This window comes from Anatilimnocola aquadivae, assembly GCF_049819085.1.
Taxonomy (GTDB): Bacteria; Planctomycetota; Planctomycetia; order Pirellulales; family Pirellulaceae; genus Anatilimnocola.
In genome coordinates, this window is record NZ_CP187419.1 from 1,582,266 (window position 1) to 1,608,339 (window position 26,074).

Sequence of the window (26,074 nt, forward strand, 5' to 3'; positions counted from 1 at the left end):
ACTCTTTCGCGATTCAATCTTTCTCGCTCATCGGCGACTCGAATCGTTACGGCATTTTTGCGCGACGGCGATGGCCACGTGCACTGCGCGCGCTTTATCAGCCCTCCATGAACATTCCTCTTTCCGTTTGGGAAGCATTTACGATGTCGACGTCACAACCCACCGAGCCCCGCTACGATTCGCTCTTTCAACTCGTCACGCAACGCCTGTACTGGTTCTTCATTGGCCCGATGTTCCTGGCACTGATGTTGCTTGGTGTTCTCAACGACGAGAATGGCCGGCAGCTAGGATTCAGCATCGCCTATCTGGTCGGCCTTGCGGGCTTGCCACTTTCTCGTTGGTTGGAGTTTCGCACGGGCAATGCCTTGACGGCCGATGGCCAGCCTGCCACGTGGCAGCACTTTCAGAAGTACACCATCGTAGCCTTGAGTATTGGACTCGTCGCCCTGATCGCGGCCAATGTTTGGGTGCGAATGTAGGCTCGCATCATGTTTTATTGAGGTCTTGCTTCTTTTTCGAAGGGCTGTTGTGCAACTGTGGATCATCATCACCTCGTACACTTCTTGGGCTTGCTCGCCATCATTCTGGCGGGGGCCAAAATCGGCGGCGCTTTGGCACAACGAATTGGCCAACCAGCCGTATTGGGCGAGTTGCTCGCTGGCGTTGTTCTTGGCTCTTCGCTTCTAGGCTGGGTCGATGCGAAGGACGAGATCATTACGCTGCTTAAAGAAGTGGGCGTCATTATCCTGCTCTTCGAGATCGGGTTGGAAACTGACCTGAAGAAACTGCTGAAAGTCGGTGGCGCATCTGTTGTCGTGGCGTTGGCCGGTGTCATTCTGCCGTTCACGCTCGGCTATGCCGTCTGCTGGGCGATGGGGCTCGATTACCTTGTCTCGATCTTTGTCGGAGCGGCGCTAACAGCTACGAGCGTCGGTATCACGGCGCGTGTGTTGTCCGATTTGGGGCGTTTGCAAGATCCCGAGGGACAAGTCATTCTCGGCGCTGCCATTTTGGATGACGTGATCGGCCTCGTCATCTTGGCGGTCGTTACGGGAATGGCTGGTGGGGCGGAGGTCACAGCACTGGGGGTTGCGCAAACGACAGGCATCGCTTTTGGTTTTCTCGTGATCACGTTGCTGCTAGGGCTGTGGATCGTGCCGTGGCTGGACCGCATTCTGCAAATCTTCAGAATGCCTGGCTCACCCACTATCATTGCGCTCGTTGTTGCCCTGGGCCTCGCCTGGTTAGCGGACCAGGTTGGCTCGGCACTCATCATTGGTGCCTTCGCTGCTGGCCTGTTCCAACGGGAACTACCGATGCACGAAGAGATCGAGAAAGGAGTCGCCAGTCTCGGGCATTTTTTCGTGCCGATCTTTTTTGTGGCCGTTGGTGCCGCAGTGGATGTGCGGACATTCAATCCACTCGATCCCGCAGCTCATTCGATTCTGCTGCTCGGCGGTCTGCTTGTGGTGGCAGCCATTATTGGCAAGTTTGCCGCAGGCTTCGCGCCCTTCTGGTTCAAAGGAAACAAAGCGATCATTGGGGTGGGAATGATCCCGCGTGGCGAAGTCGGTCTGATTTTCGCCGGCATGGGACTTAGCAGCGGGATCTTCGATCGTGGGCTGTTTAGCGCGGTTGCCCTGATGGTGATGGCTACCACTTTCATCGCACCCGTCTGGCTCAAATGGCTTGCTGTACCGAAGAAGCCTCAGCGTTCCGATTCCGAAGGAATTGAAGATCTGGTGGCAGGACCAAGAGAGGAAGATTAGCCACAGCGTAGCTGCCGAAAAACGCCTAGCAAACTGCAAATCACGCTTTTTTGCTCGGGCTCTGTTATACTGAAACGCTGGAAAAATGTGATCTGCCGGGCTGCTGATTGCGGCTCGGGCAGCCTGCCGATTCTCACACGCACTTGCGATGGCTTCCTCTCATGCCTGACATTGCCAATCGTCGCCAGTTTCTGACTACCAGTGCCCTGACTGCGGGCGCTTTGGCCGCGTCTTCACTCGGTTCGCAGCGGCCGCTGCTGGCCGCCGAAGAAGCCGCGGTGAAGTTGCCCAAGGGGAAGGCCGAGCATTGCATCTTTTTGTGGCTCGGCGGTGGTGCCGGGCAGATCGATACTTGGGATCCCAAGGCACAGGGCGATCCCAAGGCGAAGAAGGCCGGCAGTATGTACCGGTCGATCGATACCGCCGTCGCGGGAACGCAGGTCTGTGAATACCTGCCCCGCTGTGCGACGGTGCTCGATCGGATGAACATCGTCCGCTCGGTTCATCACGAAGTGATCGACGAACATGCCGCAGCGACCAATCGCGTGCACACGGGGCGGCCCACTGCCGGAACCGTGGTTTATCCGTCGATCGGTTCCATCGTCGCACACGAGCGCGGCGCGGCCGGTGAAGGCGTGCCCGCCTACGTGCTGATTGGTTATCCCAACGTCACCCGCGGACCGGGCTTTTTGGGAGCCAAGCACAGCTACATCTATCTGACCGATACCAAGAGCGGGCCTGTTGGCTTGTCTCGCCCGCCGGAGATTACGAACGAGCGGCAAGCTCGCCGGGAGAAGTTGCTCGCCGAAGTTCGCCAGCATTATGCGGCAGCGAAGACCGACGAAACGATCAAGAACTACGACGCCACGATTGAGGAAATGCTCAAACTGGCCGGGCCCAATTTCGGCAAAGTCTTTGCCCTCGAAAACGAAGCCGACACGCTGCGAAATCGTTACGGCGGCGAATTCGGCCAGCGATGCTTGCTCGCGCGGCGGCTGTGCCAGTCGGGGGTGCGGTTCGTCGAAGTCTCGCACAATCTCAACTTCCTCAATGGCACCGGCTGGGACGTCCACAACGACGGCATGCTGAAGCAGCACGACCTAATCACGGAGCTCGATCACGCCCTGGCCACCCTCGTCGAAGATCTCGAACAGCAAAAGATGCTCGAAAAGACACTGATCGTCGTCGCCACCGAGTTCGGTCGACCAGCGGGCTTCGATGGCGGCGGTGGCCGTGGCCATCACAGCAAGAGCTATAGCATGGTGCTCGCTGGCGGCGGCTTAAAGAACGGCCTCACCATCGGCAGCACCGATGAACTGGCAATGAAGATTGTCGATCGGCCCGTTTCGATTCCCGATTTTCACGCGACGATTTGCTGGTCGCTGGGCATCGATCCTCACAAAGAACTTTACGCCGGCGATCGCCCCGTGCCGATCACCGACGGCGGACATCCCATCGCGGAACTGTTTACCTAAGGCGCACGCGGCTTGATGACTCGCAGCAGACGCCGGCCGATCAGCGACGTAAGTCTTCCTGCCGGCCGAACTGCTGGGGAAACTCTGTTCACAGACTGGTAGGGTTTGTGAACGCGACCTGCCCTATCTCTCGAGTGCGGCGCGCCTGAGTGTTCACAAACCCTATCGGATTGTGAACACCCACCATTTCCACGCGTTTGGACTTACGGCGAATCAAGCCTCAGCCAAAATTTTGGGTGGCTGTGCTTTGTGCTCAAAGCGCAGCCACTCACTTACTCAACCGCTTCCGCAGCGGCTACGGGCTTGGCGGGATCGGCTTTCGGAGGCGGATTGTACTTGGCTTCGGGGCGCCGTTCGTGCAGATCGATGGTGCTGGCGAAGACGCCCGTGTAGTTGTTGCCGGAGTTGCTGCGGGCCGAGAACTCGGTACCGTTATCGGCCACGGCAATTTGATCGCGCGAGGTCGACCCGCTGCGGACAATGCTCAGCACCAGGCCGTTGTTATCAAAGGTCCACTTCGAACCGCTCGCCGCATCGTTGAGCGACCAGTTCGACCACAGGCGATGTCCACGGTCGGCCTCGTCATCTTCGTTGCGACCGAAGCGACCAAAAGGTCGAATCACGTTGCCGCCATTTGCGGGCATTTGATTGGGAATCAGCTTGGCCACAACCAGCGGCGCAAGCGTTCGTTGCCGCAGCACCAATACGCTGTTGGCCGCGGCCTGTTGATCGTGCTTGACGAAGTACTGCACAATGCCATCCAGACGGCGATCGGTTTCGGCTCGGGCCGCGTTGATCATCTTCAAATAGTCAGCCGATGCTGCCCGCATGGGGCCGGACCAAGGGAGCAGACCCTCAGTCTCGAAGCGGCTCTTCTCGGCCTTGAGCACTTCGAGCAGCGCCAGCCACTCGTCGGCTTTGCCCACGCGTTTGCGATTGGGTGACATTTCGATATCGAACTTTTCAAGCATCCCCTTGCGCGCTTTGGCGAGGATCTCAGCATAAGCATCGCAGTGCTTCTTGATCGCGTTTTGCTGCGGGGCTTCGAGTTCGATTTCTTCGAGTGGTACGGTCCAGGTTCCTTTGGCCGCTTCGACATATTGCGTGAACGGAGTCGCGGCATACTCGTAGCGATTGTCGAACAGGCGAATACGGATATCGCTGGCCGGTCGATCGAACTCCCAGGTGTCGCCACCCTGTCCGAGCGGAGTCAGTGTGAAATAGTCGCCGCTGGGGGCGAGTTCTTTCCAGGTGCCATCAGCCAGTTGCTCGATGAAGCCGCCCAGATGCCGCCAGATCTTCTTGGCACCAGGGCTGGGGGCTGGGTTGTTCGGCGTGACACCCGCCAGTGGATTCGTCAGCCCCGTGTTCGTGGGCGAGGTGGGCATCGGCACTGGCATGGGCAGCGGAGTTACCGGAACTGGCATCGCTGTGGGATCGGTCCCCGGCAAGGGAGCCGGGTTGGGCATGGGCACAGCCGGGTCGGCTGGTGTCGTCGGCTTGGTGACCGGCGGAGTCTCGGTTGTGGTGCCCGTTTTCGTCGCGCCTGTGTCGCTGACCGTGGACGTTTTGGGATTTGTAGTCGGAGTCGTTGTCGCAGGAGTTTCTGCGGGCGTCGTGGTGGTTGCCTTGCTGGGAGTCTGCTCGACAGTCTTGGTAATCTTGAGAGCCGACTTGGGCTTCGTAACCTGCGCGACGCTTGTTGTACCGGCGAGCAGACCGCTCTTGTAGAGATAGAAGCCCACGAGCGCGAATGCCAGGCAGACGCCGCCCACGACGATCAGTTTGAACATATCGCCGGAAGAACTTCGGCCGTGTGAACGGCCGCGGCTGACCATGCCAGCGCCCGCGAGCATCGGTCCGACACTCGCTTCTTCTTCGATATCGATTGGGGGCGCTTCCGGCGGAGCAACCGGAATGGGACGCAGGGACTGATGCGGTGGTGGAGGCGCGTAATGCTGAACCGGCGGCGCGACATAGCCGAGGGGAGCATACGACTGCGCAGGCGTTTGATGCGGCACATAGCCAGGTTGAGCATACGCTGGCGAGTATCCCGCGGCCGGATAGCCCTGGCCCGCATAAGGCATGGCTGGTTGCTGATACGCAGGTTGCGACTGAGGTGCAGCTGCCGGAGAGGAAGCCGGAGCCGGTGCTTCACTGGCCGCTGGCTTGGTTGTCTCAGCGGGAGCTGCTGGCGGCACGAGCGACTTCCGCAGCTTCTTGTCGTACTTTCGCTTGGCGTCTTCGTCGAGCAGGCAGCCGGCGGCGGTCGCCACTTGCTGCAGCAACTGCTGCGAAAGCGCCACATGCTTGCCCGTTTGCTTGGTCTTTAGGTGGGCGATTTGCCGGTCGGCCGCTTCCTCGATCACTTGCGGATCGGCTTCAAACAGGCTCACGCCCAGCAAGCGGTAATGGTGCGGGGGCTGTTCGGACTTGGGAATGCTGAGCCAAACCCGATACGGGTCGAACGCTTCCTTGACGACAGCATCGCCAGCAGCATTCTCGGCAGGTTTTCCACTCACGACGGCATTCCTGTTTCAGGTGAGGCTTCACCTAAACGTAGACCTCAGAATCACTTGCACGCAGAGAATTGTTGCCTGCACGGCTCCAAACGATTCTACCGCGCACGACGCCGCCCTAGAACAATTCCCTACTATATAGACCCCGCACGAGCCGGAAAGGTTCCCTCGTTGGTGCTAGAAGAAGGATTTTCGCCAGATTCCTCCGCGGGTGGACTGTCGCTGGTAGCGGGCAACTCAGTCGCCGGCAAATCGCCCGTGGCCGCTTCCGGAAACGTCGATTCGATGGATGGCACATCGGCCGCCTTCGGGCGAAACTCGGGTGCAGGTGGCAACTGCTTAAGCGGCGAAGGTTTGGGACGAATCTCTCGGGCCGGCTCGTCGGCCTTGGCCGTGTTCTCCAGCGGCATGTTCTCATTGTCGATGGTTACCGGCGCGACAGGAACCGCCTCCGGCACTTTGGGCAGCGGGGTCAGCAGAATCTCTTCGGCCAATACCAATAGCAGCCCCAGGGCAATCACCACCACTGCCCCGCCCACGGCCATCACCATCGCAAATTGAATCGGATCGCTCGGTAGCCGCCGCATGATCGAGGCGAGCGGCGACTCGCCCACTTCGCGAATCTCGGCGGGTGGCAGCGAGCGAACCGGCGTGGGCAGCGGCGGCACCACGGGCGCGGGCAAAGTCCGAGTGGAGTAGACTGGCGTCGACTGAGCCGGCGTTTGATGCAGCGGCAACGAATTCGCTGGAGTTTGATGAGCCGGCGCGGGTGAATTCTTCGTTTGAACTGCTGGCACTCTCGGCGCGGGAACCGGCGGAACCGTTTGCCGTGGCAACACAGGCTGGGGGGCAACCGCAGCGGGCACCAGGCTCAGCGGCGCCAGCTTTTTCCGCAGTTGTTGGTCGTATTCAGCCTTCTCCGAGTTGTCCAACAGGCAGCCCGCGGCCACTGCGACCTCTTGCAGCAAGATTTGCGAAAGCGCAACATGCTTGCCGGTCTGCTTTGTCTTGAGATGAGCAATTTGCCGGTCAGCCGCCTCTTGGATCACCTGCAAATCGGGCTCGAACACCTCCAGGCCCAACAGCCGGTAGTGATGCGGGGGCTGCTGCTGCTTGGGAATGCCCAACCACACGCGGTAAGGATCAAAATCGGCTTGGTCTGGCAGCGAACTCACAGCACACTTCTCTTCGGAATCGACTCGCAACAAGTGCGTCGGAACGGGGTGAATTGCCGGAAAGCAGGGCAGGACTGACTCCGCGGAGAGTTATTAGCTTATTAGATTAGCCCCAATTCTCCAAGCAATTCTGTAGAGCCAAAATACTTCTGGAAAACCCTTGAGTCTTATGTCACTTTTTGCCCATTGGCTGGCCGCCCCCAAGCTCGACCCCACCTCGCTGTTCGAACTCTTTCGCGGCTCTTATGCCACCGAGCTACTAACCGCCGCGGTTACCCATTTTCGCCTCTTCGAGAGTCTTGGTAGTGGCAACCTTTCCGCATTCGAGTTGCAAACCAAGCTGAAACTAGCAAAACGTCCATTTGTCGTCCTCACCACGGCCCTGCGGGCGATGCAACTGCTGGAAGTGGTCGATGGTCGCTTTCAACTGACGCCCCTGGCCCGCGAACACTTGCTGCCTGCCTCGCCGCATTATGTGGGCGACTACATCGGCCTCGCGGCAGCCAGCCCGGGAGTAAAGGAAATGGTCGAACGGCTGCAGACCAATCGCCCGGCCAATGCAGCCGCCGATGACGGCGGCGCCGCGTTCATCTATCGCGAAGGACTCGAATCGGCCATGGAGCGCGAAGCTTCGGCCCGCCATCTGACGCTGGCCCTCGCCGGTCGCGCCCAAAACGTCGCCCCTCACTTGGCTCGCGCCGTCGATCTCTCGAAAGCCAACTGTTTGCTCGATGTCGGCGGCGGCACCGGAATCTACAGCATCGCACTGCTGCAACAATACAAGCAGTTGCGGGCGATCGTCTTCGACCGGCCCGAAGTGCTGAAGATCGCCGCTGAATTTGCCGCTAAGTTCGGCGTCGCCAATCGCCTCTCCCTCGTGCCCGGCGATATGTTCGCCGACGAACTCCCCGCTGCCGCCGATGTGATTCTGCTCTCGAACATTTTGCACGACTGGGACGAGCCCCAATGCGCGCAACTCATCGACCGCTGTGCGAAGGTACTGCCCGCCGGTGGCCAGTTGCTCATTCACGATGTGTTCCTCAATGACGATCTCGCGGGACCGCTCCCCCTGGCTCTCTACTCCGCCGCGCTCTTCACCCTCACCGAAGGACGCGCCTATTCCGCCGCCGAGTATCGCGTTTGGCTCACCGCCGCCGGCCTGCAACCCTCAGCGGTCCAGCCCACGCTCATCCACTGCGGCGTCCTCGCCAGCACCAAGGGTTCGAACTGATCGCCGGCTCTTTGGCGTTTTGCATGACATCTCGTCGACACGACTTAAGGGGACATCGCACTCCCTCCGGTTCGCCAAGTTGTTACTCGAAAACGCATCACTGCACGCTGATCGCTGATAACTTTTTGAGTAGATTTTTTCTGATAACCGATTTCACTAAGGCATTTCCTGGCAATGGCTTGCGTCTATCTGCGGCATTAATACCCCCCGGATGGTGATAACCGTTTGATAACCGCTTTTTGAACGTCTTCGTCCTCTCTGTAACCCCGAATCCTACCCGTCTCAGCCACTGCGAAGGGAACATCCAGACCCATTAGCATTGAGGCTTCAACCGCGATTAGGTGCCGTTCGTTCTGCGCAGCAGTGACCAGCAGCCGCTCGTACCAGCCCAGTCCACTCGGCTGAGGGGAACAACAACCAAGTGGCTGCAGTTGTGCCGAGTGGCCGAGCTAGCCAAGTTGCACTTCACTCGGTTCTGCTTCGCAGAACGACGGGCACCCACTTCGGGCGGGCACACGAAAACAACTTGAATCTGAACGACGCGCGATTTTTTGTCAAGTGCGCAATAATGACAATATACTTGACGATCATATCGGTGTCAGTTATTTTCTATCTGGGACGGACGCGTCAGTGCCCGCAGAGCATTTGCTGCTTCCCCAACTTGAAACCTTGAACTTCTAGGAGCCCGTCTTCGCCGGCGCGATCACGGGAACAAAGATCTTCCCTCGTTTAAAGGCCTCGGGATCGATTCGTTCGCATTCTTTCAGCATCGCTGGTGCGCAGTCGAGCGGACAGGCGCGCAAGTACTGCACGACGGGAACGCGGACCCAAGTGGTCTTGGTGTCCGCGTTCTTGTACATGTCAAAGAGTTGATCGGCGACCGTCCATTCTTCGAGCTTGGCCAGATCAGGAATCACCAGGTCGGCCAGTTCAGGGCGCGCGAGCATCAGCTTGAGCGAAGCGATTACGCGGTGGCGGGGCAAGACGTTGGTTTCCGTGAGATGGAAACGACAAGCTAGGATGGCAGCGTAAGTATCGGCGTAATCGGCCCGCTTGTTCTTCAGATACCGTTCTTCCACCATGGCAAGTCCGCTGTCTCCCTGCAGCATGACATAGCAGGCCAGCAACTGATCGAGGCCCAAACGGTCCTTCCTGTCAGCAGACTTCGTTTTCGCTTCGAGCAGCGACGCGTCGCCAGCGGTCCCGCAAATGCTCAGCAGTCGATAGTACAGCCGCTTACGACTGGCTAGTGCTTCGGGATTCTCCAGCCAGCGCAGCACTTGCTCCCGGTTCAGGTGCGGCTTCAAGGTCGCCAGATCCGCGTACGAAATCTCGTCAAACTCTTCGCAGGCATCGTGGGCGATGTACTCTTCTTTGTCGTCGAGATGACTCAGGAAGAACTGAAGGCGCGGAGTCACCTCCGCAGGCAACTCGGCGACCTTGTGTACATACTCCCGCATCCGTGGCGTGAGCAGGACCGACGACGACCACTCCAGGTGGGGCGGGCCGGATTTGGTGAAGTAAAAAATGTCGCCAGCCTTGCCAAGATCGAAATGAGGCACGACGACCTGCCCACCGATCAGACCTTTCTTCTCGCCCTTGAGAACCTCGACGATTTCGAACTGGGCGTGTTGCTGGCCGGAGTCCTTGTCGGGCGGCAACGCAAATTGCAGTTTGGCTACGACCACAAGATCTGCATCGGCCATCTCGGCGCGAAACGTGGGCTGCTTGGCGAAGCAGGTAAAGGGACCAGCCGCGTGCAGGCTGCCGTTTGCCAGCAGCGCAATCACCATCGCCAGCCCGCCGACGAATAACCACCTCGCTCTGCCAAGTTGCTGCGGAATGGTCATGGGCTTATTCCCTGGTTTTGTTTCGCCCGTTCATCATAGACGCAAGTGCCTGTTTAGAGCCACGCTGATCCACCTAGCGAAAGACGGAGCATTTGACATCGGCGCAAGGAAACGGGCTCGTCGGTTGACGAGCCCTCGCGAGGTTTTCCAGGGTGATTGGTCGTGGTCAGCAGGCCACGGTCAAATCGCCAATTAGCCCTTGCCGGTGTATTCGGCAGCGAAGAACTTCTTGCTGTCGCCGACGGTTGGCTTGATCGTGCGAGCGCCTTCCTTCCAGTTGGCGGGGCAAACTTCGCCGTTCTTTTCGAAGTATTGCAGGGCCTGCACCATCCGCAGGGCTTCATCGACGCTGCGGCCGAGCGGCAGGTCGTTCACCACCTGGTGGCGAACCTTGCCTTCCTTGTCGATCAGGAACAAACCGCGGAGAGCGATGCCGCTGGGGATCAGCACATCGTAGGCGCGCGAGATTTCCTTGTTCAGGTCGGCGACCAGCGGATAGTTGATCTGGCCGAGACCGCCATCGGTGCGGGCGGTATTCTTCCACGCCAGGTGCGTGAAGTGGCTGTCGACCGAGACGCCCAGGATCTGGACGTTCAGCTTTTCGAAGTCTTCGGCACGGTCCGAGAAAGCGATGATCTCGGTCGGGCAGACGAAGGTGAAGTCGAGGGGCCAGAAGAACAGCAGCACGTACTTGCCCTGATAGTCGGACAGACCAACGGTCTTGAACGAGCCATCGGGCATCGCGGCCTGAGCCTTGAAATCGGGGGCCGATTGTTGAACCAGAACGCCCATAAAGTCATCCTCTGTGTATTGGGTGGGGGACAGTGAGACTGGTTAGAATGGCAAAAATGTCGTTGCCAGACTTATCACGTTACCGCTTCGCTAGCGGCAATGACAAGGGGCCTGCAACCAGGCTGCATTTGGGGCGTAAGCGTTGATGAAAAATCTAGGCTGGGGAATTCTGATCGCACTGGCCATCGTCTGGGCATCTCCCTGGTCGTTGGTGGGCCTGGCGCTGGGTTTAGTGAACCTCGTCAGCGGCGGAACTTGCCGGCTGCGGGGACGGGTGCTGGAGTTTGAGGGCCGGTTTCTGACCTGGCTGCTGGGCAAGGCCCCGGTCATCGGCGGCGCCTCGGCCATGACGCTCGGTCACACGGTCATCGCCTGCGGCCAGACCGAACTCGACCGCACGCGAGAGCACGAGTTCGTCCACGTGCAACAATACGAACGCTGGGGGCTCTTCTTTATCCCCGCCTATCTGCTTTCGTCCCTCTGGCTGTGGCTCCGCGGCAAGCATCCCTACTGGGACAATCCGTTTGAACGCGAAGCGTATGACAAGGCGGGCTAACCTAGTTTCCTGCTGCTCGCAGACCGCCAAGCAAGCCGCCCGCGTTCTGATGCATCTCGCCAGTCGCGGTAATGACAAGGCATTGCAGCGGAGCAAAATAGACGATTGTCCCGGGACCACCGTTGGTATCCCAAAAATCGGGATTGATGGTTCGCTCGATCAGATCGACTAACTCTTGGCCGTTGTCGTCGATCTGAGCTCTGCCACCGCGAGCCAGCAAGGCACTCGGACCACCCAGCGAGCTATCGGCCAGATTCAACGCCGCGGCCAAGCTATCGCTGGCGGCGAGCAACTGAGGATCGGTCCCAACCGGTGCGTTCTTTCCCTTTCGCTCGCGAGCCAGTTGGTTCTTCAAATCGGCTTGCACGCGTTTCAGCCTACTCCACGCTTGCACGCGATAGCCCTTCATGGCCTCGGCCGTCTCATGACGGGGATGGTGCAGAATCTCGTGATGCAAGTCGCACAGTTGGCGAATCAGCTTTGCGCGTTCTGCGGCGTCTTTGGTGAGTGCTTCACGCTTGAGGAAGTCGCTCAGATCCGCCTGAATCTCATGAAAGGGTCGCGCGGCGGCAGCTTCTTTTCCCGGCAATCCATCCCCGGTACACAACGCCAGACAAAGTGCGACAGACGTCAACATAGCCAAACCTCCGTGGCAAGCGCCCCACCTGCTCGCCGTGGTTTTCAGAGTACCATGTTGATCAGCATCTCTCCAACGCAAACACGGAATTTCTGGTCCCGGCTGACGCAAATGAAAGCAGTCAAGGTTTCAATCATCGAATGGGCAAGTGACGATTATCCTGGCTTCGTAAGATGCGAGCTGATTGATGCTTGGCAGCAAAAGTGGTACTTCATCGAGAAAGTGCCTGTCATGACCACGAACGATCTGTGGAACGACTCGCGGTACCCACAGCCGGGCAAAATAGCGTGTGTGGTTATCTCCCGCCAGCGCGACAGCCAAGGACGCGAGGTGTTTACTGTAGATACGAGCAAACCTTGCGGAGTTGAATCACAAGAGGGGATTTCGCAATTTGATGTACTGGCAGATCAATTGGAGGAAACATAAAGAGTGGACGTGGATGAGCCTGATTGGGAGCAGGACGAACTGCAATATGGCTATAGCGTTTACCGACCGCCCACCGGCGGCTCATGGCACCTTCATATCGGCATCACTAATCTAAAGTATGACTGCCATTTGCTTGGTCGCCGAACCGACATCTTGGCCGTCGTACAGTTTTTCGAATCTGGAGCAATTCGACGTTCACCGTCGTTTTACTTGACGCTCGATGGTGAGGGTGTTGAGATTGCCTTTGGCGAGTTGATTTGGGATAGCAATTGGGGCAGCCAAGCCTCTGCTCTTGGATCTTCAGCGCCGCTACCATTCGAACGGCCTTCTGCTGATGCGAAGGCGGAAGCCGTTCACATTCAGCGAGAAATAATTCCGCTGTTGTACGCGAGTGATTCAATGCAAGCTGCCGTTGCGGAGATCGTGCATCGACAGCGTCACCTTCATATTGCTTCCAGGGAGCGGTTCATGCCATCAGGCGAAGAAAACGTCTAAATCTTCGCACTTCACGGTAACATTTTTGCGCCGTTTGCGCTTAGCTCTCTTTGCGGCGATTGTCGCGCCAGTGAATCAGAACCGAAGCAGCAGGAAAGTTTATGTGTACGTCGCTCACGCATTCGCTCGATCAAACTAAAGCCGACGCCTTTGCCGGGAAGGTGCTGGAGATTGTGAATCACGCCGGACTCGCCCTCATGATCTCGGTTGGGCATCGGACCAGGCTGTTCGATACGCTCGCCGGTTTGGAGTGGGTCACCAGCGGGCAATTGGCTGACGCTGCCGGCCTTAACGAGCGGTATGTGCGCGAATGGCTGGCCGCGATGGTCACCGGCGGCATTGTCGAATACCGCCCGCAGGAGAAAACGCATCGCTTGCCTGCGGAACATGCAGCCTGGCTCACCCGCGCCGCGGCTCCAAACAATCTCGCAGTCTCGACACAGTTCGTTGCCATTCTCGGCATCGTCGAAGACGAGATTGTCGCAGCCTTCCAGCATGGCCAAGGCGTGCCTTACTCTTCCTACCCACGCTTTCATCAGGTAATGGCCGAGGAGAGTCAGCAAAGCGTGGTGATGGGGCTCGTCGAGCATGTTTTGCCGCTCGCGCCAGGCTGGAGCGAAAAGCTTGCACAGGGCATCGACGTGCTCGATCTTGGCTGCGGTAGTGGCCGGGCCATGCTTCACCTGGCTGAGAAGTTCCCGCTTAGTCGATTTGTGGGCGAAGACTTTTCGGAAGAACCGATCGCCGGCGCGCGGGCTGAAGCGAAGCGCCGAGGACTCACGAATATCACCTTCCGCGTGCAAGATGCCGCCACGATGACCGCCGAGCAGCAGTACGACTTGATCACCGCCTTCGATGCCATCCACGATCAAGCGCGGCCCGCTGCGGTGCTGGCGAACGTGGCCCGCGCACTTAAGCCGGGTGGGCTCTTTTTGATGCAGGACATTTCAGGCACCGGGCACGTCCATACCGATTGTGCGCATCCGGTCGGCACGTTTCTCTACACCATCTCGTGCATGCATTGCATGTCGGTCTCACTGGCGAACAACGGTCCCGGCTTGGGAGCCATGTGGGGCAAAGAACTCGCCCTGCAGATGTTGGGCGAAGCGGGGTTGGCGAACGTGCGTGTGGAAACACTCGCGCACGACCCGATGAACTTTTGGTACTTCGCCACGAAGTAGTGGACCCAGCAAGAGTGGCCAATCGATCGTTAGGTCGGCGGTGGTGGTGGCGGAGCGTTCGGGTTCACTTCTTCGGATTTGGCAGCCGTAAAAAAGGTGCTCCACAGGAAGTTGCCTGCGGCCGCACCGCCAAAAATGGCGAACATACCGAGCTTCACAATGCCCCGCTGAAACTTCCATTCGTTGAGGGCGAACAAACCTACCATCACGCCCAAACCGACCAGTCCACCGACGATGCCGCCAAAATTGAGGTTCATACTCGAGGCACCTGCGAGGAACTGCGGGAAGGGAACGGGGCCAGGCAGAACACGTTTGGTCCGGCCTGAAAAATGATTCTTCGCATGCTACACTTATCAGGGGTGTAATGTCGTTCTTTCGTCGCTTCAGCTGTGATTTCTGCTCATGATTTGCGTTAGTATCGGGCGCGGCCGCCATCGCTATTTGATTGCCGAGCACAAGCATCTGGCTGAGCAAGGAGCTCAGCTGGTCGAATTGCGGCTGGACTACGTACAGAGTGCCGTGAACCTGAATCGGTTGCTCCCCGAGCGTCCCTGCCCGGTCGTCGTCACTTGCCGCCGCGATCGCGATGGTGGTAAATGGGCTCGCAGCGAAGAGCAACGCCAGCTTCTCCTGCGCCAGGCAATTGTCGCGGGCTGCGACTACGTCGACCTGGAAGAAGATGTCGCCGCCAAAATTCCCCGCTTCGGCAAGACCAAGCGCATCGTCAGCTATCACGATTTTCAAGAGACGCCCGAAGATCTCGACGCGCTGCATGCGCGGCTGGCCAAGCACGATGCCGACGTGGTGAAGATTGCCACGATGGTGAATCACCCGCACGATAACCTGCGTCTGCTGCGGATGTGTCGCGATAGCAAGATTCCCACCGTCGCCATTGGTATGGGCGAAATTGGGACCCCCTCGCGCGTGCTGGCCAAACGCTTCGGCGCACCGTTCACCTATGCGACCTTTCATGCCGAGCGGGCTCTCGCGCCGGGACAGCTCAGCTTTCAGCAGATGAAAGAGGTCTATCGCTACGACCAGATCAACGCCGAGACCGAGTTCTACGGCGTCGTGGCCGATCCTGTGGCGCAGAGCCTGAGCCCGCTGATTCATAACGCGGCGTTCGCGCATGCCAAGATGAACAGAATCTATCTGCCGTTTCGCGTCTCGAGCGATCAGCTGGCGTCGTTCATTGCCGATTGTCCCGAGTTGGGAGTGAAGGGTCTGAGCGTCACGATTCCGCACAAAGAAGAGATCATCAAGCACATCAGCAAGTGCGATGAAGCCACGCAGCGAATCGGCGCTTGCAACACGGTGGTCTCCAAGCCGGACGGTTTGAAGGGCTTCAACACCGATTACCAGGCAGCCATGTTCTGCATCGATCAGGCCTTCGGCAGCGACGAAAACAACCGGGCACTCGAAGGGAAGACCGTCCTCTTGCTGGGTGCCGGTGGCGTCTCGCGCGCACTGGTCTATGGCTTGCGTCGCCGCGGAGCCGATGTGGTGATTGCTTCCCGCACCGATTCGAAGGCTGAAGATCTGGCCCGAGCCTTCGGGGCGCGAGCAGTCGAGTGGGGCGCTCGCCACACGGTGCGAGCCATCCTGATCGTCAACGGTACCCCCGTGGGCATGCATCCGGTCGTCGATGAATCGCCGTTCGATCATCGTCACCTGCTCCACGACATGACTATCTTCGATACGGTCTACAACCCCGAGCAAACATTGCTCATCAAGCAGGCCCGCGAAGTAGGCTGCCATACCATCACCGGCATCGACATGTTCGTTGGCCAGGCCGCGCTGCAGTATCAACTCTTCACCGGGCAAAAAGCTCCGCTGGAACTGATGCGCCAAGTCGTGCGCCGGGCCATCAGCGCCGCGAAGACGTAGCTGGATTGACTACCCGAATAGATCGGCAATTCGGAACTCAATTCCGATCGCTTGCAGCACCGCAACGAACATCACGAGGGCGAAAAAGGCGATGAGCAACAGGCCCCACAACATCCCGCGATAGTACAGCCAAGGCTGCAGCACCTCACGTTTGCGGTGCGTGATCCAAATCAGCCAGCACCCACAGCCGATGGGAATTAGCATGCTCGCTGCGAATACGAACATCGCGGGTTTAAAGCCGGCTGAGACGGTCACCCGATAAACGCCCGGATGCCGTTCTTTAAAATCCTCCGCGGCCGCGCGCGTGACTGCTGTTCCGCGCAGCGACACTTCTTCCAACTGGGGTGCCTTCAGCAAGCGATCGAGCCCGGCGTTTGTCACCCGCGAACCATCGAGATCGAGCACGCGAGCGGTCGGTAAGAACTGCAGCAAATCGAGTTCTTCATCCCCGACCTTGTCCCCCCGGAGCGAAACAATATCGACCTGCCCATCCGGCCGCCGATAAACCCGCCCTCCCAGCGATTCAATCTCGGCCACAGCGCTCTCCGCCGCGGGATCGGCTACCTGGGCAAGTAGTGAGGCGGCACTACTGCCAATCATCGCGAGCGAAGCAACGATCACCCAGGTCGTCATTTTCGCCGGCGCGTTCCTTTCTGGAGTTTCTGTTCAAGCTGCTGGTGCTGCCCAAACTCCTGAAGCTTTTGCATCGCTGGCAGCATCTTATCCATCATGTCTGGATTCTGCATGAACTGATTCATAAACATCATGCCGAGCTGATTCCGCGTCGCCTCCTCGCGCTCTTCTCGCTGATCTTCCTTAGTGCCTTGTATTTGAATCGCAACTCGACCGATCTCCGTGACCAGATCTTTGGTTTCTTGCGTCTCCTTTAGAATTCCCTCACAAACCTCAAGCACTGCCAACAGATCACGAGAACCGTCTGGTGTTCCGCCTAGCTGCCCTTCGTTAGATAGAAATAGAGCTTTGTCCAGTGGGGACACTGCACCTGCAAAAGCTTTTTCGAGATGCGCCTTTAGTTCGTTCTGAGCACGCTCAAAGTGCTCCAGATCGAGTTTATAAAATACCGTCCTAAGGTCACTTAGATCAAAAGGGAGCTTCTGACTGCTCTCCGCCATTAAAACAAGGGGCTTAACAATAGCTTGGCGAATCCCAACCTCGTACATCACATTTGGGTTCGTTCCTGTCACGTCTGCGATGACGACGTCCGCAGAAACTAGTTCACGCAGTATCTGAGTCGTAATTCGCCCTGGCTCACCCATCGTGTCGGCGCGCACGATCGACTGGCCGTCAGAATTGCCTAGCAATTCCTTAACCGCTGGATAGATCACAAACTTCATCAGGTGATCCGACTGGGCACGTTCAGAACTATTTTCGCTTCCTATAGGACAGGCAACAAACACCTTCTTTGCAGGCATTGGACTTCCTTCGCTTATTTGCACGGTCGTACAATTCGTGCGATCAAGTTACCTATCGCGTTTGCCTTGGTCAATTCTGAATGATCATGAGTGGATTCTATTGTGTGCGATAAACACTCATTCAGCTCATTCAACGCCTCAACCCACAAGAAACGTAAGAGCGGGCCGGAGTTTAGTCCGGCCCGCGTAAGGTTAGTCAATTGTCATTCGCTTCTCAGCCAACCACTAGCCGCCCTTGGGCGGTGGGAGTTGGGCGACGAGACGCATGCTGACGTTCAGGGCGTCGAGTTGGAAGTGCGGGCGGAGGTAAGCGATGGCCTCGTATTGACCAGGGCGACCGGGGATTTCACGCACATCGACGCGGGCTTCGGCCAGTGGCTGACGAGCCAAGGCTTCTTGACCGGCATTGTCGGGATCGGGGTGCTTGTAGGTTTCGATCCAGGTATTCAGCCAGTTTTCGCAAGCCTTGCGGCTCATGAAGCTGCCGATCTTGTCGCGAGCCATCGCCTTCAAGTAGTGAGCAAACCGCGAGACGCACAGCATGTACTGCAGCTGGGTCGACAGGCGGGCGTTGGCGTTGGCCGTGTCTTTGTTGTAGAGCTTAGCCTTTTGAGCCGATTGAGCGGCAAAGAACGCGGCAAAGTCGCGACCCTTGCAGTGCACGAGCGGAATGAAGCCCAGGTCGGCAAATTCCTTTTCGCGGCGATCGGTGATCGCCACTTCGGTCGGGCACTTGAGAGCCACATCGCCTTCATCGGTATGGAAGGTATGGGTCGGCAAGCCTTCGACGAGACCGCCACCTTCAACACCGCGAATCGAGGCGAGCCAGCCGAACTTGGCAAACGAATCGGTGATTCGTGCGCCGAGAGCGTAGGCGGCATTGCCCCACAGGTACTTTTTATGGTCGCGACCGTCGACGTCTTCTTCGTAGTTGAAGTTTTCGACGCGCTTGGTCTTCGCACCGTAAGGCATCCGCATCAGAATGTGCGGCAAGCAGAGGCCCACATAGCGAGAGTCTTCCGATTCGCGGAACGACTTCCACTTGGCGTATTCGACGTTGTCGAAAATCTTCGCCAGATCGCGCTTGGCATCGATCTCGGTGAAGCTTTCGAGGTCGAACAGTTCGGCACCAGCGGCAGTGAAGAACGGAGCATGAGCGGCGGCAGCCACTTGGCCCACGCGCTCCAGCAGAGCCATGTCTTCCGGGTGATTGGTGAACTCATAGTCGCCGATGAGGCAGCCATAAGGAGCACCACCGAAAGTGCCGTATTCTTCTTCGTAGACCTTCTTGAACAAGGCACTCTGGTCGAACTCGGTCGCCTTTTCGAGGTCCTTCAACAGGTCTCGCTTCGAGGTGTTGAGGACGCGAATCTTCAGCTGGGTGCTGGTTTCGGTCTTGTCGACTAGATAGAAGAGCCCGCGCCACGAGCCTTCCAGCTTTTGGAATTCGGCATGGTGCATGATCTCGTTCAACTGCACGGAGAGCAGACGATCGATTTCGGCAATCCAGTAGTTGATCTGCTTTTCAGCATCTTTGCTAACGGTGGCCGTGCCCGACATCAGCTGCTGGACGAATGTCTGCAGCATCTTCTTGGCGTTGTCGAGTTGAGCGTCGCTCTTGGGCTTGGTCGCGCTGACAACTTGATCGAGAAAGCTGTCTTCGGCGGTTGTGGTAGTGGTTGCTGCAGCGGCGGCAGCTTGCGTTTCTTTGGCAGCCATGAAAAAGGATCTCCGAACCGAGGAATGTATGGTGAGCAGGAAAAAGACCAGGGACTACTCGGGCTTCTTTTCCTCTTCGACTTTGAGCGACTTGCCGAGCTGTTGTTGCAGCGAGGCGTTTTCCAGCACTTGTTCGAGCAGGCCGGTGAGCTTGTCGTTGCCGTCCATTTTCGACTTCAGCATTTCCAGCTGCTGACGAGCTTCGACCAGCTTGCGGAGCGGTTCGACTTGCTTGACGACGTTTTCGGGCGAGAAGTCGTCGAGGTGCTTGAAATTCAGCTCGACGCTGAGCTTGCTATCTTCCTTGCCGGAGATTTTGTCGTCGACGCGGAAGGCGAGCCGGGGAGCGGTCTTGGCGAGGACGGTGTGGAAGTTGTCGCGATCGATTTCGACAAACTTGCGGTCCTTCATGGGCGGCAGGGCTTCGTTGGGTTTGCCGGAAAAATCGCCGAGCACACCCACCACGAACGGCAGTTCTTTCAGTTCGATCGCGCCGTCGGTTTCGACTTCGTACTTGATCTGCACGCGCGGTGGACGGACCCGGTCGAGTTTCTTTTGAACGCTTTCGCCAGCCATAGTTCGCTACCTTTTTTCGAAAGGGGACAAGTTTTCGATGCTGATTATTCGAAGGAGAGTTTTTCTCGTGAATCGCTCGCGCGAGATTCGTGGCACAAGGTGACTAGTTTCGCTGCGAGGCGTAATTTCAATCCGTTTGTTACAAGCTAATTTCGTCGAGGCAGTCGTTACCCGTTTTCGGAATCGTAAGAGCTGCCGCTGCTGTCGCCATAGGGATCCTCCTTGATGCCGAGCGTGTTGTTGATGAGCGCACGAGCATTTTGGTCTTGGACGAGCTCTAAAAGCAACTTTTCGAACGGCATTTCGCTCCACGAGATGGCCCGCTGAATCAAGTACGAGACCGGGCTATGAGGCTCGGCCTGACGCAAATAGTCCGCGATCTCGCGCAGTTTTTCGAGTGCTTCGGCCCGCGAACGGACTGGTCCGCTGTGGCCATTGCTGCTGCCGGAATAGCTAACACTCTCGTCCTTCGTGCCGCTATCGTCGTCGCTACTGTCTGCAGTGTCGTCCATTGCCGCGGTCTCCTGCAGGGGGATCTTGCGTTCCTTGCAGATGGTCTCGATGCGGTTTTGGCATTGTTCGAGGGCGGTGCGTACGGCCGAAACACCGGGCGCGAGGCGGCCAAATTGTTCGTCAGCGACCGTGTTATAAGCTTCGAGCGCTTCGCGGGCAGCGCGCAGGTCTTCGTGCAGCTTTTTGAAGAAGGCTGGCGGCGTCTTGCTGACGACCGCTTCCATGCTGGAGACAAACACCTCGGCATCGGCCGAGCGGTTCACCTTGATGGAATGCCACAGGTTGTAAGTGACAGGGGCCTTTTTCTCGGCATCGCCAGACATCTCCGCGGGGCGATCGGCCAAGGGAACTTCGCGCACCCAGATGGGCAGGCCGGTATCGCCTAGCAGCCATTCGAGCGGGGCCACGCGCGTTTCCAGGTCGCCGTCGTCGGCGGGGGGGAACAGACCTTCCCAGTGTGTTTGCAGCAGACCGGTGATCAATTGCAAACCATCTCGCAGGCCAGCGAAACCATGTTGATTGGTGAGAGCTTCGGTCAGCCACGCAGCCAGTTGCAGGTCTTTGCTCTTGGTCTGCAAAAACTCTTGCCCCTTGGCAATGATGGTTTTCCATTGACCGGCCTGGGGCCCTTCGCTGCCATCTTCAAAAATGGCCTGGTCCCGTTTGGGACGCAGATCGCGAATCAGATCGTATTCGCGGCCCGAAGAATAACGAAGATAGGCACCGGTTGGATTGTCTCCAGGAACCGGAGCGAGCAGGGTCTCAAGATCCAATAAAGGCGATGTGGGCATTGAGCAAAACCAGCATGAGGAGGAACCGACGCCTCCAAACTCTCATCGACGCTCGCTCCCCACGTCCGAGCGGTGAAACCGGAGCCGCCGTCATCTTAGGCGTCAGAATCGGCACTGTAAAGCGAAGCAGACTGTTCCGCAGAACCAGGCAGCGGAATCCTTCCAACAAGCATGGGTCGAGCAAGGCTACGTCAGAAGTCGCTTACGTATGCTCGGCAGAAGGAAGTAGTTGGCTGCAACTCGTTTAGGTGGGAGCTACAAGCGGTCCGCTGCATCGAATTCGCACAGTCGGAGGTGGTGCTAGAGTCCGGGCAATCGCTACTACACTTCTCTCGCAATTAACCGCAACCCGCCCCAGGAACTTCCCCAGATCGGGTTGCGCTGGTAATTATGATAGTCCCTCTCCATACTCCCCACCGTCTGTATTCTCCAGGTCTGTAATGAATCGTCCGCACAAGGATGAACCGCTCGAAGCAAGGCTGCTGCCCGAGACACCCGCGAACAATCGCGGCTTGCTCTTGATCGGTTGCGGTTTTGTGGGTCTGATCGTGCTTTGCCTGGCGGCAGGCGTCGTGGGCATTATTTCGCTCGCGCGCCAACAGCCTGTTGCAACGGCGGCCACTCGTCAAGAGTCGATGGACGAGAAGCGCCAGAGCCTGCGTCAAGGCTTTGATCCCGCGCACGCCGATCCTCAGTTCAAGCTCAACCACCCCGATCGTCGCCAGGTCGAACGGCTGTTGCTGCGAATGGTCAGAGCCTCGAATCGCGACAACAACAAGCAGTTTCTGTCGCTGGTCGATCTGGGTGAGTTGGGAGATCGAACCTTACGGCACCCCACGATGCCGACCTTGTCCGCGTTCGGAAGGCAAGAAGTTCGCGATTCGTTCCTGGAGGAAGAGACGCTTGGCAATATCAGCCGGCTGCGACTGTTTGATTTGCAGTCGATCGACGAGACGCATCTATTGGCCTATGTCTTTCTGGAAACCGAAGGGCGCGTCACCGAACCTCTGCGGCTCTGGCTGGTAAAGCGAGGCAACTCGCTGCAGCTGGCCGACTGGGAATACGTGGAGTTTGGCTATTCGGTGTCGGATCGTTATGCGATTCGGCAGGCCGCGAATGTCGACTCGCGGTATGCCCAAGAGCGGCAATCCGATGCCTATTTGCAGCAGAGCCGCAAGCTGCTCGCCGAAGGCAAACGAGCGGAGGCCGCCGTGCAACTACAGCTGGCCCAGCAGTGCGAGCTTCCCCCCGCGATCGACACGCTGCAAAAGTATCTGGTGATGCTGGAATGGCTGCAAATCGGCGATAAGGATGCCACGATTGAACTATGTCGCTCCATTCCTACCGGCGAGCGAGGCCCTGGGTTCCTTCTGCAGCTGGCCAACGCCTTCGATCAACTGGGCCGGCACGAAGAAGCGCTGCAGGCTGCCAGCGAGTATGAACAGGCCGCCGGATTTCATCCGGAGATGGTCGCTGTACGAGCGCGAGCGCACGAAGCGCTCGATCGACCTGAGGCTGCCTATGCCGATTACCTGGTGTTGCATCACTACGCGATGTTTGAAGAACGCCAGTTCGAACATCTCTATCGCTTACTGCCCGCCGATCGCAAGGATGAGTTTCTAGCGCTAGTTAAGAACTCGGCGAACCCCCTGCAAACGGCCCTCGCGCAGGTCGACCTGCTGCACGAGCACAACGACGAAGACCTGGCCAATCAGCTGGAACAGTTTCTCGCCAGCACCGCTCCCGAATCGATCGAGCTGTTGAATTTTCGGGCTCAGCGACTGAGTTGGAACGACGAGCACGAACTGGCGGCCGCGCTTTACAAGCAGGCAGCAGAGAAATCGGAAGACGCAGCCATTCAAGACAGCTTTTGGCAATCGTATCTTTGGAGCATGCAACTCGCTGGCAAAGGTGCAGAAGCAGCCCTGGTGCATCCCGATCGGCATGCGGCCTTGGTGTACTTTGCCGGAGGTTACGAGGCCGAAGAACCTCTGCTGTCGCCAGCAGAACTGCGGCCTTTAATCGACGAGCTATTGGCTGCCAAGCATGACGATTTGGAGACGAACCGGATCGCCGGCTTATTGGCCTTTCAAGCTGAAGATTGGGCAGCCGCCGAATTGCACTTTCGCACAGCCCACGATCAGGTCGCTGAAGAAGGCTACGAGAAGGAACAGCTGGCCGAACGTCTGCTCATCAGCCTGGCTCGGCAGTGGGGAGTGATCGAAGCCTTCGAGGATGCCACCGAAAAACCCAGCGCCTATCACACGCTGGCCGATGACTGCATCCGTGAAGGCAAATGGAAGACGCTGGAGGAACTAAACACCACGTATCGCCAAACGCCTGCTGGTGCCGAAGATGTGTGGCTCGCCTACTACGACGCCAAGATCGCACTCGCTGCAGAGGATTATCCTCAAGCCGCGTCGCACGTCTTGGTAGGCAAACATCGACTGGCTCAGCAGGACGATCCGCATGCCAAGACGATGCTGGAGTTGCTCGATGACGAGTTGGTGAACGCCACGTTCGGTCTCGAAGAGGCCTATCGCCGCAGCACGAACAAGCTCGACAAGTTCCGTGAGTTGCAATACCTGGCAAGGTCAACCCGCGACTGGGAAACCGCCGACAAGCTCTGTGAACTTCACCGCCGAGCCCATCCCAATGATCCATACTTGCTCGACGCTCAGCTGCAAGTCGCGCAAGCTCGGGGCGATCACAACAAGGTGATTTCCCTGCTGCAGCCTTGGCCCAAGGCAACTGGCTTTCAGTCTCAGTACAACGAGTCGAATGCCCGGACTCAACTAGTCCGCGCACTACTGCATGAAGGTCGAGTCGACGAGGCATTGGCTGCCGCCCAGCAAGGCAACAGCAAGTCCGACATGTTGGCGCTCATTCACTTGCAGCGTGGCGATGTCGACGCGATGACCAAACTAGCCGAACAAGAGGAGCGGAAAGCCCCTGGCTTCTTTCAATCGCTGCACTACCGATTTACGCGCGAAGTGGCTGCCGCCTTCGTCGATGACAAGTGGACCGAACTGCGACGCGCGCGCCCCGTGCAATTGCGCGATCGAATCTCACCGTCGATCGTACTGCTCTCATCACAGGCAGAAGTCACCTCGCGCGAGCAACTCGAAAAGCTCTTGCAGGCCGCACTTCCGGAGTTGGAAATCTCGGAGCCCGTGAGTCACCAGTTGGGTACGACCTACCAGCTGAACTGGCCCGGTGCCGAGGCCGCAGGAGCCCAACTGACGGTAAGTTCGCGGCCTTACGTTACCGATCATCAACTGGCCGAAGTCACCAACAGCGGCGCGCGAGTCAAACGTCTGTTGGCAAATCAGCAGACCTGGTACGCGTTCGAAATGCTCGAACCCGAACCTTCGAGCGACGCCGTGTGGCAACAGCTGCGTGACCTCGCCACCACTTTGTACGACGATCAAGTCGTGGCCATTGGGTACCAGCATCCGGCTGGCTACCAACTCGATTTCCTCCCGTCCGATCCCCATTTGCGCGAACTGTTCCACTCGCCCACAGCGTTCGAAGCGGAACTCGACAGTCGCACGGCAGAAGCTCTGCCGCTGCCCGATGGAACGCAGGCGAAGATCTCTCCGGCAGTTGCTAGAGAACTTAGGCAACGGGGCCGCAAGTGGCTGGCTTCGCACCAAGCCGCGGAGTCGCCTGCTCCGCTGCAAATTCGCGTCGTCCTGCAGCATGGCCACCAGGTGGAGCATGCCTGGTTACAAGTCGCCAAGTTGCGCCAGACCAGCTACGGCAACTTGGAGTTCGAAGCCGAAACTCTCGAGCCATCGCCACTCACGCGCCGCCTCATTCCCACCGGCCGCATTCAAATCTCGAAGTATCAAGTGCTCGAATGGCGAGACAGGTAGCTCGCGCAGCGATGCGACTACACTTCGTCGGCAACTTGTAGTCGACGAAGGCTCCGCGCCAGTTGCCCCAGCGCGCGAGCGTGCAAGCGACTGGCCCAGGCCTTGCTGATGCCCAGACGTTCGCCGGCTTCTTTCAACGTGAGACCTTCGAAGTAGGCACCTTGCATGAGTGACCTCGCCTCATCGGGCAACTCGGCTAGCGCGGCATGTAGCTTCGATTTGAGTTCGTCATCGAGCATGTCCTGCATCGGCGCTCGCGCGGCGGCATCTTCCAGGTGAGGCGACTCGCGCCCTTCATCTGCCGAATGACTAAGCAGAAAGACCACCGCCAACTGAGCACTCGAGTCTTGCAGCCACGCAGCCTGATCGGCGGTCGTGGCAGAACTCTCGCTGGCCGAGTCCGTAGCATTGGCCGCGAGCGTGTCGTTGGCCATCCGGTCGTACTGTTGCCGGCTGGGCGTGAACCGCCGGAAGAACGCCATCTGCTGCGTGCCGTCCAAGATCGCGCCACGAATGCGATGGTAGGCGAACGTCGAAAACTGAACTCCGCGAGCCGGATCAAAATCCTGCGCCGCTTGCATCAAGCCCAGCTGACCGTACGAGATCAGATCGTCCAGTTCCATGAATGGCGGCAAGCTGCGATGGATACCGCGCGCGATCGCACGCACGAGCCCCTGATGCGCGAACACGAGTTGGTCGGAGGTCAGACGCGGTGAGGTCATACGCTGGCCTCTCCCAAGCCGGCCCACAATTCGGCCAATCGCTGACGGGCGGAAGGATCAGCCAGCATCGACTCGGCGATCCACAGGCTCATCCGCCGCACTAGCGCTTCTCGTTGGGCGATGGCGGGAAACTGAACTCGCAAGCTGGCGCCCATCAATTCGATCGCGACCGGATCGAGCGACAAAACTTCACCCGGATGCTGCCGCGCCACTTCCAGCAAGGCAGCATATAGCTCGGGGTTCAGCTCGCGCGTCGAAGCTAAACCCGCGAGCGTTTGGCTCATCACCTGATTCAAAAACTGTGGCTCGTCGGCCTCTTCGGTTGCCTCCGTGTCGGGAGCAACGTGCGACGCAAATTCCTCTTCACGTTCGGGTCGCAGGGGGTCAGCAGGATTCGGCATCAGCAGACTCTCCAGGGCGCTTCACAGTTGCGTAGTATTTTTCAACGC

The 26,074-nt window shown here is 58.2% G+C and carries 23 protein-coding genes; 10 read left to right on the forward strand and 13 right to left on the reverse strand.

Annotation, left to right across the window (positions count from 1 at the left end):
* Positions 1–143: 143 nt before the first annotated feature.
* The 3 genes from NA78x_RS06325 (at position 144) to NA78x_RS06335 (ending at position 3,244) form a co-directional block, all read left to right on the forward strand.
* Complete coding sequence (locus NA78x_RS06325; protein ID WP_425617585.1) at positions 144–479, forward strand: hypothetical protein; 336 nt, start codon at positions 144–146, stop codon at positions 477–479.
* Between the two features lie 57 nt (positions 480–536).
* A complete protein-coding gene (locus tag NA78x_RS06330) occupies positions 537–1,769 on the forward strand; it encodes a cation:proton antiporter (RefSeq protein WP_425617586.1) in 1,233 nt (410 codons plus the stop codon).
* 161 nt (positions 1,770–1,930) lie between these two features.
* Complete coding sequence (locus tag NA78x_RS06335) at positions 1,931–3,244, forward strand: DUF1501 domain-containing protein (RefSeq protein WP_425617587.1); 1,314 nt, start codon at positions 1,931–1,933, stop codon at positions 3,242–3,244.
* A 272-nt stretch (positions 3,245–3,516) separates the two neighbouring features.
* Here NA78x_RS06335 and NA78x_RS06340 read toward each other — a convergent pair whose 3' ends face one another.
* Both NA78x_RS06340 and NA78x_RS06345 read right to left on the reverse strand, forming a co-directional pair.
* Positions 3,517–5,766 (reverse strand): hypothetical protein, encoded by a 2,250-nt coding sequence (locus NA78x_RS06340; protein WP_425617588.1) that lies wholly within the window; start codon positions 5,764–5,766, stop codon positions 3,517–3,519.
* 131 nt (positions 5,767–5,897) lie between these two features.
* The gene (locus tag NA78x_RS06345) at positions 5,898–6,938 is read right to left on the reverse strand and encodes a hypothetical protein (protein WP_425617589.1); all 1,041 of its coding nucleotides are present in this window, start codon (positions 6,936–6,938) and stop codon (positions 5,898–5,900) included.
* A gap of 169 nt (positions 6,939–7,107) precedes the next feature.
* Here NA78x_RS06345 and NA78x_RS06350 point away from each other — a divergent pair, with 169 nt between their 5' ends.
* Complete coding sequence (locus NA78x_RS06350; RefSeq protein ID WP_425617590.1) at positions 7,108–8,169, forward strand: methyltransferase; 1,062 nt, start codon at positions 7,108–7,110, stop codon at positions 8,167–8,169.
* Positions 8,170–8,846: 677 nt separating this feature from the next.
* Here the strand turns inward: NA78x_RS06350 and NA78x_RS06355 are convergent.
* Positions 8,847–10,019 (reverse strand): hypothetical protein, encoded by a 1,173-nt coding sequence (locus NA78x_RS06355; protein WP_425617591.1) that lies wholly within the window; start codon positions 10,017–10,019, stop codon positions 8,847–8,849.
* 192 nt (positions 10,020–10,211) lie between these two features.
* Positions 10,212–10,811 carry a peroxiredoxin gene (locus NA78x_RS06360; protein ID WP_425617592.1) on the reverse strand — a complete coding sequence of 200 codons (600 nt, stop codon included), beginning with the start codon at positions 10,809–10,811 and terminating at the stop codon, positions 10,212–10,214.
* A gap of 145 nt (positions 10,812–10,956) precedes the next feature.
* On the opposite strand from NA78x_RS06360, the gene NA78x_RS06365 reads away from it, so the two are divergent.
* A complete protein-coding gene (locus NA78x_RS06365) occupies positions 10,957–11,367 on the forward strand; it encodes a hypothetical protein (protein WP_425617593.1) in 411 nt (136 codons plus the stop codon).
* A gap of 1 nt (position 11,368) precedes the next feature.
* Here the strand turns inward: NA78x_RS06365 and NA78x_RS06370 are convergent, their stop codons facing one another.
* Complete coding sequence (locus tag NA78x_RS06370; RefSeq protein ID WP_425617594.1) at positions 11,369–12,004, reverse strand: hypothetical protein; 636 nt, start codon at positions 12,002–12,004, stop codon at positions 11,369–11,371.
* A 54-nt stretch (positions 12,005–12,058) separates the two neighbouring features.
* On the opposite strand from NA78x_RS06370, the gene NA78x_RS06375 reads away from it, so the two are divergent.
* The 3 genes from NA78x_RS06375 to NA78x_RS06385 all read left to right on the forward strand — a co-directional run bounded on the left by NA78x_RS06375 (position 12,059) and on the right by NA78x_RS06385 (position 14,106).
* Entirely contained in the window at positions 12,059–12,430 is a 372-nt protein-coding gene (locus NA78x_RS06375) for a hypothetical protein (protein ID WP_425617595.1), read from the forward strand.
* Positions 12,431–12,439: 9 nt separating this feature from the next.
* The gene (locus NA78x_RS06380) at positions 12,440–12,925 is read left to right on the forward strand and encodes a hypothetical protein (RefSeq protein WP_425617596.1); all 486 of its coding nucleotides are present in this window, start codon (positions 12,440–12,442) and stop codon (positions 12,923–12,925) included.
* Positions 12,926–13,026: 101 nt separating this feature from the next.
* Positions 13,027–14,106 carry a class I SAM-dependent methyltransferase gene (locus tag NA78x_RS06385; protein ID WP_425617597.1) on the forward strand — a complete coding sequence of 360 codons (1,080 nt, stop codon included), beginning with the start codon at positions 13,027–13,029 and terminating at the stop codon, positions 14,104–14,106.
* Positions 14,107–14,135: 29 nt separating this feature from the next.
* On the opposite strand, the gene NA78x_RS06390 is transcribed toward NA78x_RS06385, so the two are convergent.
* Positions 14,136–14,363: a hypothetical protein gene (locus tag NA78x_RS06390; protein ID WP_425617598.1), complete on the reverse strand. Its 228-nt coding sequence runs from the start codon at positions 14,361–14,363 to the stop codon at positions 14,136–14,138.
* A 145-nt stretch (positions 14,364–14,508) separates the two neighbouring features.
* Here NA78x_RS06390 and aroE point away from each other — a divergent pair, with 145 nt between their 5' ends.
* Positions 14,509–15,993 (forward strand): shikimate dehydrogenase, encoded by a 1,485-nt coding sequence (aroE, locus tag NA78x_RS06395; RefSeq protein ID WP_425617599.1) that lies wholly within the window; start codon positions 14,509–14,511, stop codon positions 15,991–15,993.
* Between the two features lie 9 nt (positions 15,994–16,002).
* Here aroE and NA78x_RS06400 read toward each other — a convergent pair whose 3' ends face one another.
* The 5 genes from NA78x_RS06400 to tssA form a co-directional block, all read right to left on the reverse strand.
* Complete coding sequence (locus NA78x_RS06400) at positions 16,003–16,626, reverse strand: hypothetical protein (RefSeq protein ID WP_425617600.1); 624 nt, start codon at positions 16,624–16,626, stop codon at positions 16,003–16,005.
* A complete protein-coding gene (locus NA78x_RS06405) occupies positions 16,623–17,426 on the reverse strand; it encodes a hypothetical protein (protein WP_425617601.1) in 804 nt (267 codons plus the stop codon). Before NA78x_RS06405 ends, NA78x_RS06400 begins: the two co-directional genes overlap by 4 nt.
* Before the next feature lie 225 nt (positions 17,427–17,651).
* Positions 17,652–19,145, reverse strand: coding sequence for a type VI secretion system contractile sheath large subunit (gene tssC / locus NA78x_RS06410; protein ID WP_425617602.1), 1,494 nt, complete (start codon positions 19,143–19,145; stop codon positions 17,652–17,654).
* A 54-nt stretch (positions 19,146–19,199) separates the two neighbouring features.
* Entirely contained in the window at positions 19,200–19,721 is a 522-nt protein-coding gene (gene tssB, locus NA78x_RS06415; protein WP_425617603.1) for a type VI secretion system contractile sheath small subunit, read from the reverse strand.
* 167 nt (positions 19,722–19,888) lie between these two features.
* Entirely contained in the window at positions 19,889–21,025 is a 1,137-nt protein-coding gene (gene tssA / locus NA78x_RS06420; protein WP_425617604.1) for a type VI secretion system protein TssA, read from the reverse strand.
* Positions 21,026–21,465: 440 nt separating this feature from the next.
* On the opposite strand from tssA, the gene NA78x_RS06425 reads away from it, so the two are divergent.
* Positions 21,466–24,903, forward strand: a complete 3,438-nt coding sequence (locus NA78x_RS06425) for a hypothetical protein (RefSeq protein ID WP_425617605.1) — start codon at positions 21,466–21,468, stop codon at positions 24,901–24,903.
* A 17-nt stretch (positions 24,904–24,920) separates the two neighbouring features.
* Here the strand turns inward: NA78x_RS06425 and NA78x_RS06430 are convergent, their stop codons facing one another.
* Positions 24,921–25,625 (reverse strand): sigma-70 family RNA polymerase sigma factor, encoded by a 705-nt coding sequence (locus NA78x_RS06430; protein WP_425617606.1) that lies wholly within the window; start codon positions 25,623–25,625, stop codon positions 24,921–24,923.
* Entirely contained in the window at positions 25,622–26,026 is a 405-nt protein-coding gene (locus tag NA78x_RS06435; RefSeq protein WP_425617607.1) for a hypothetical protein, read from the reverse strand. The genes NA78x_RS06430 and NA78x_RS06435 overlap by 4 nt, the downstream gene beginning before the upstream one ends.
* Between the last annotated feature and the right edge of the window lie 48 nt (positions 26,027–26,074).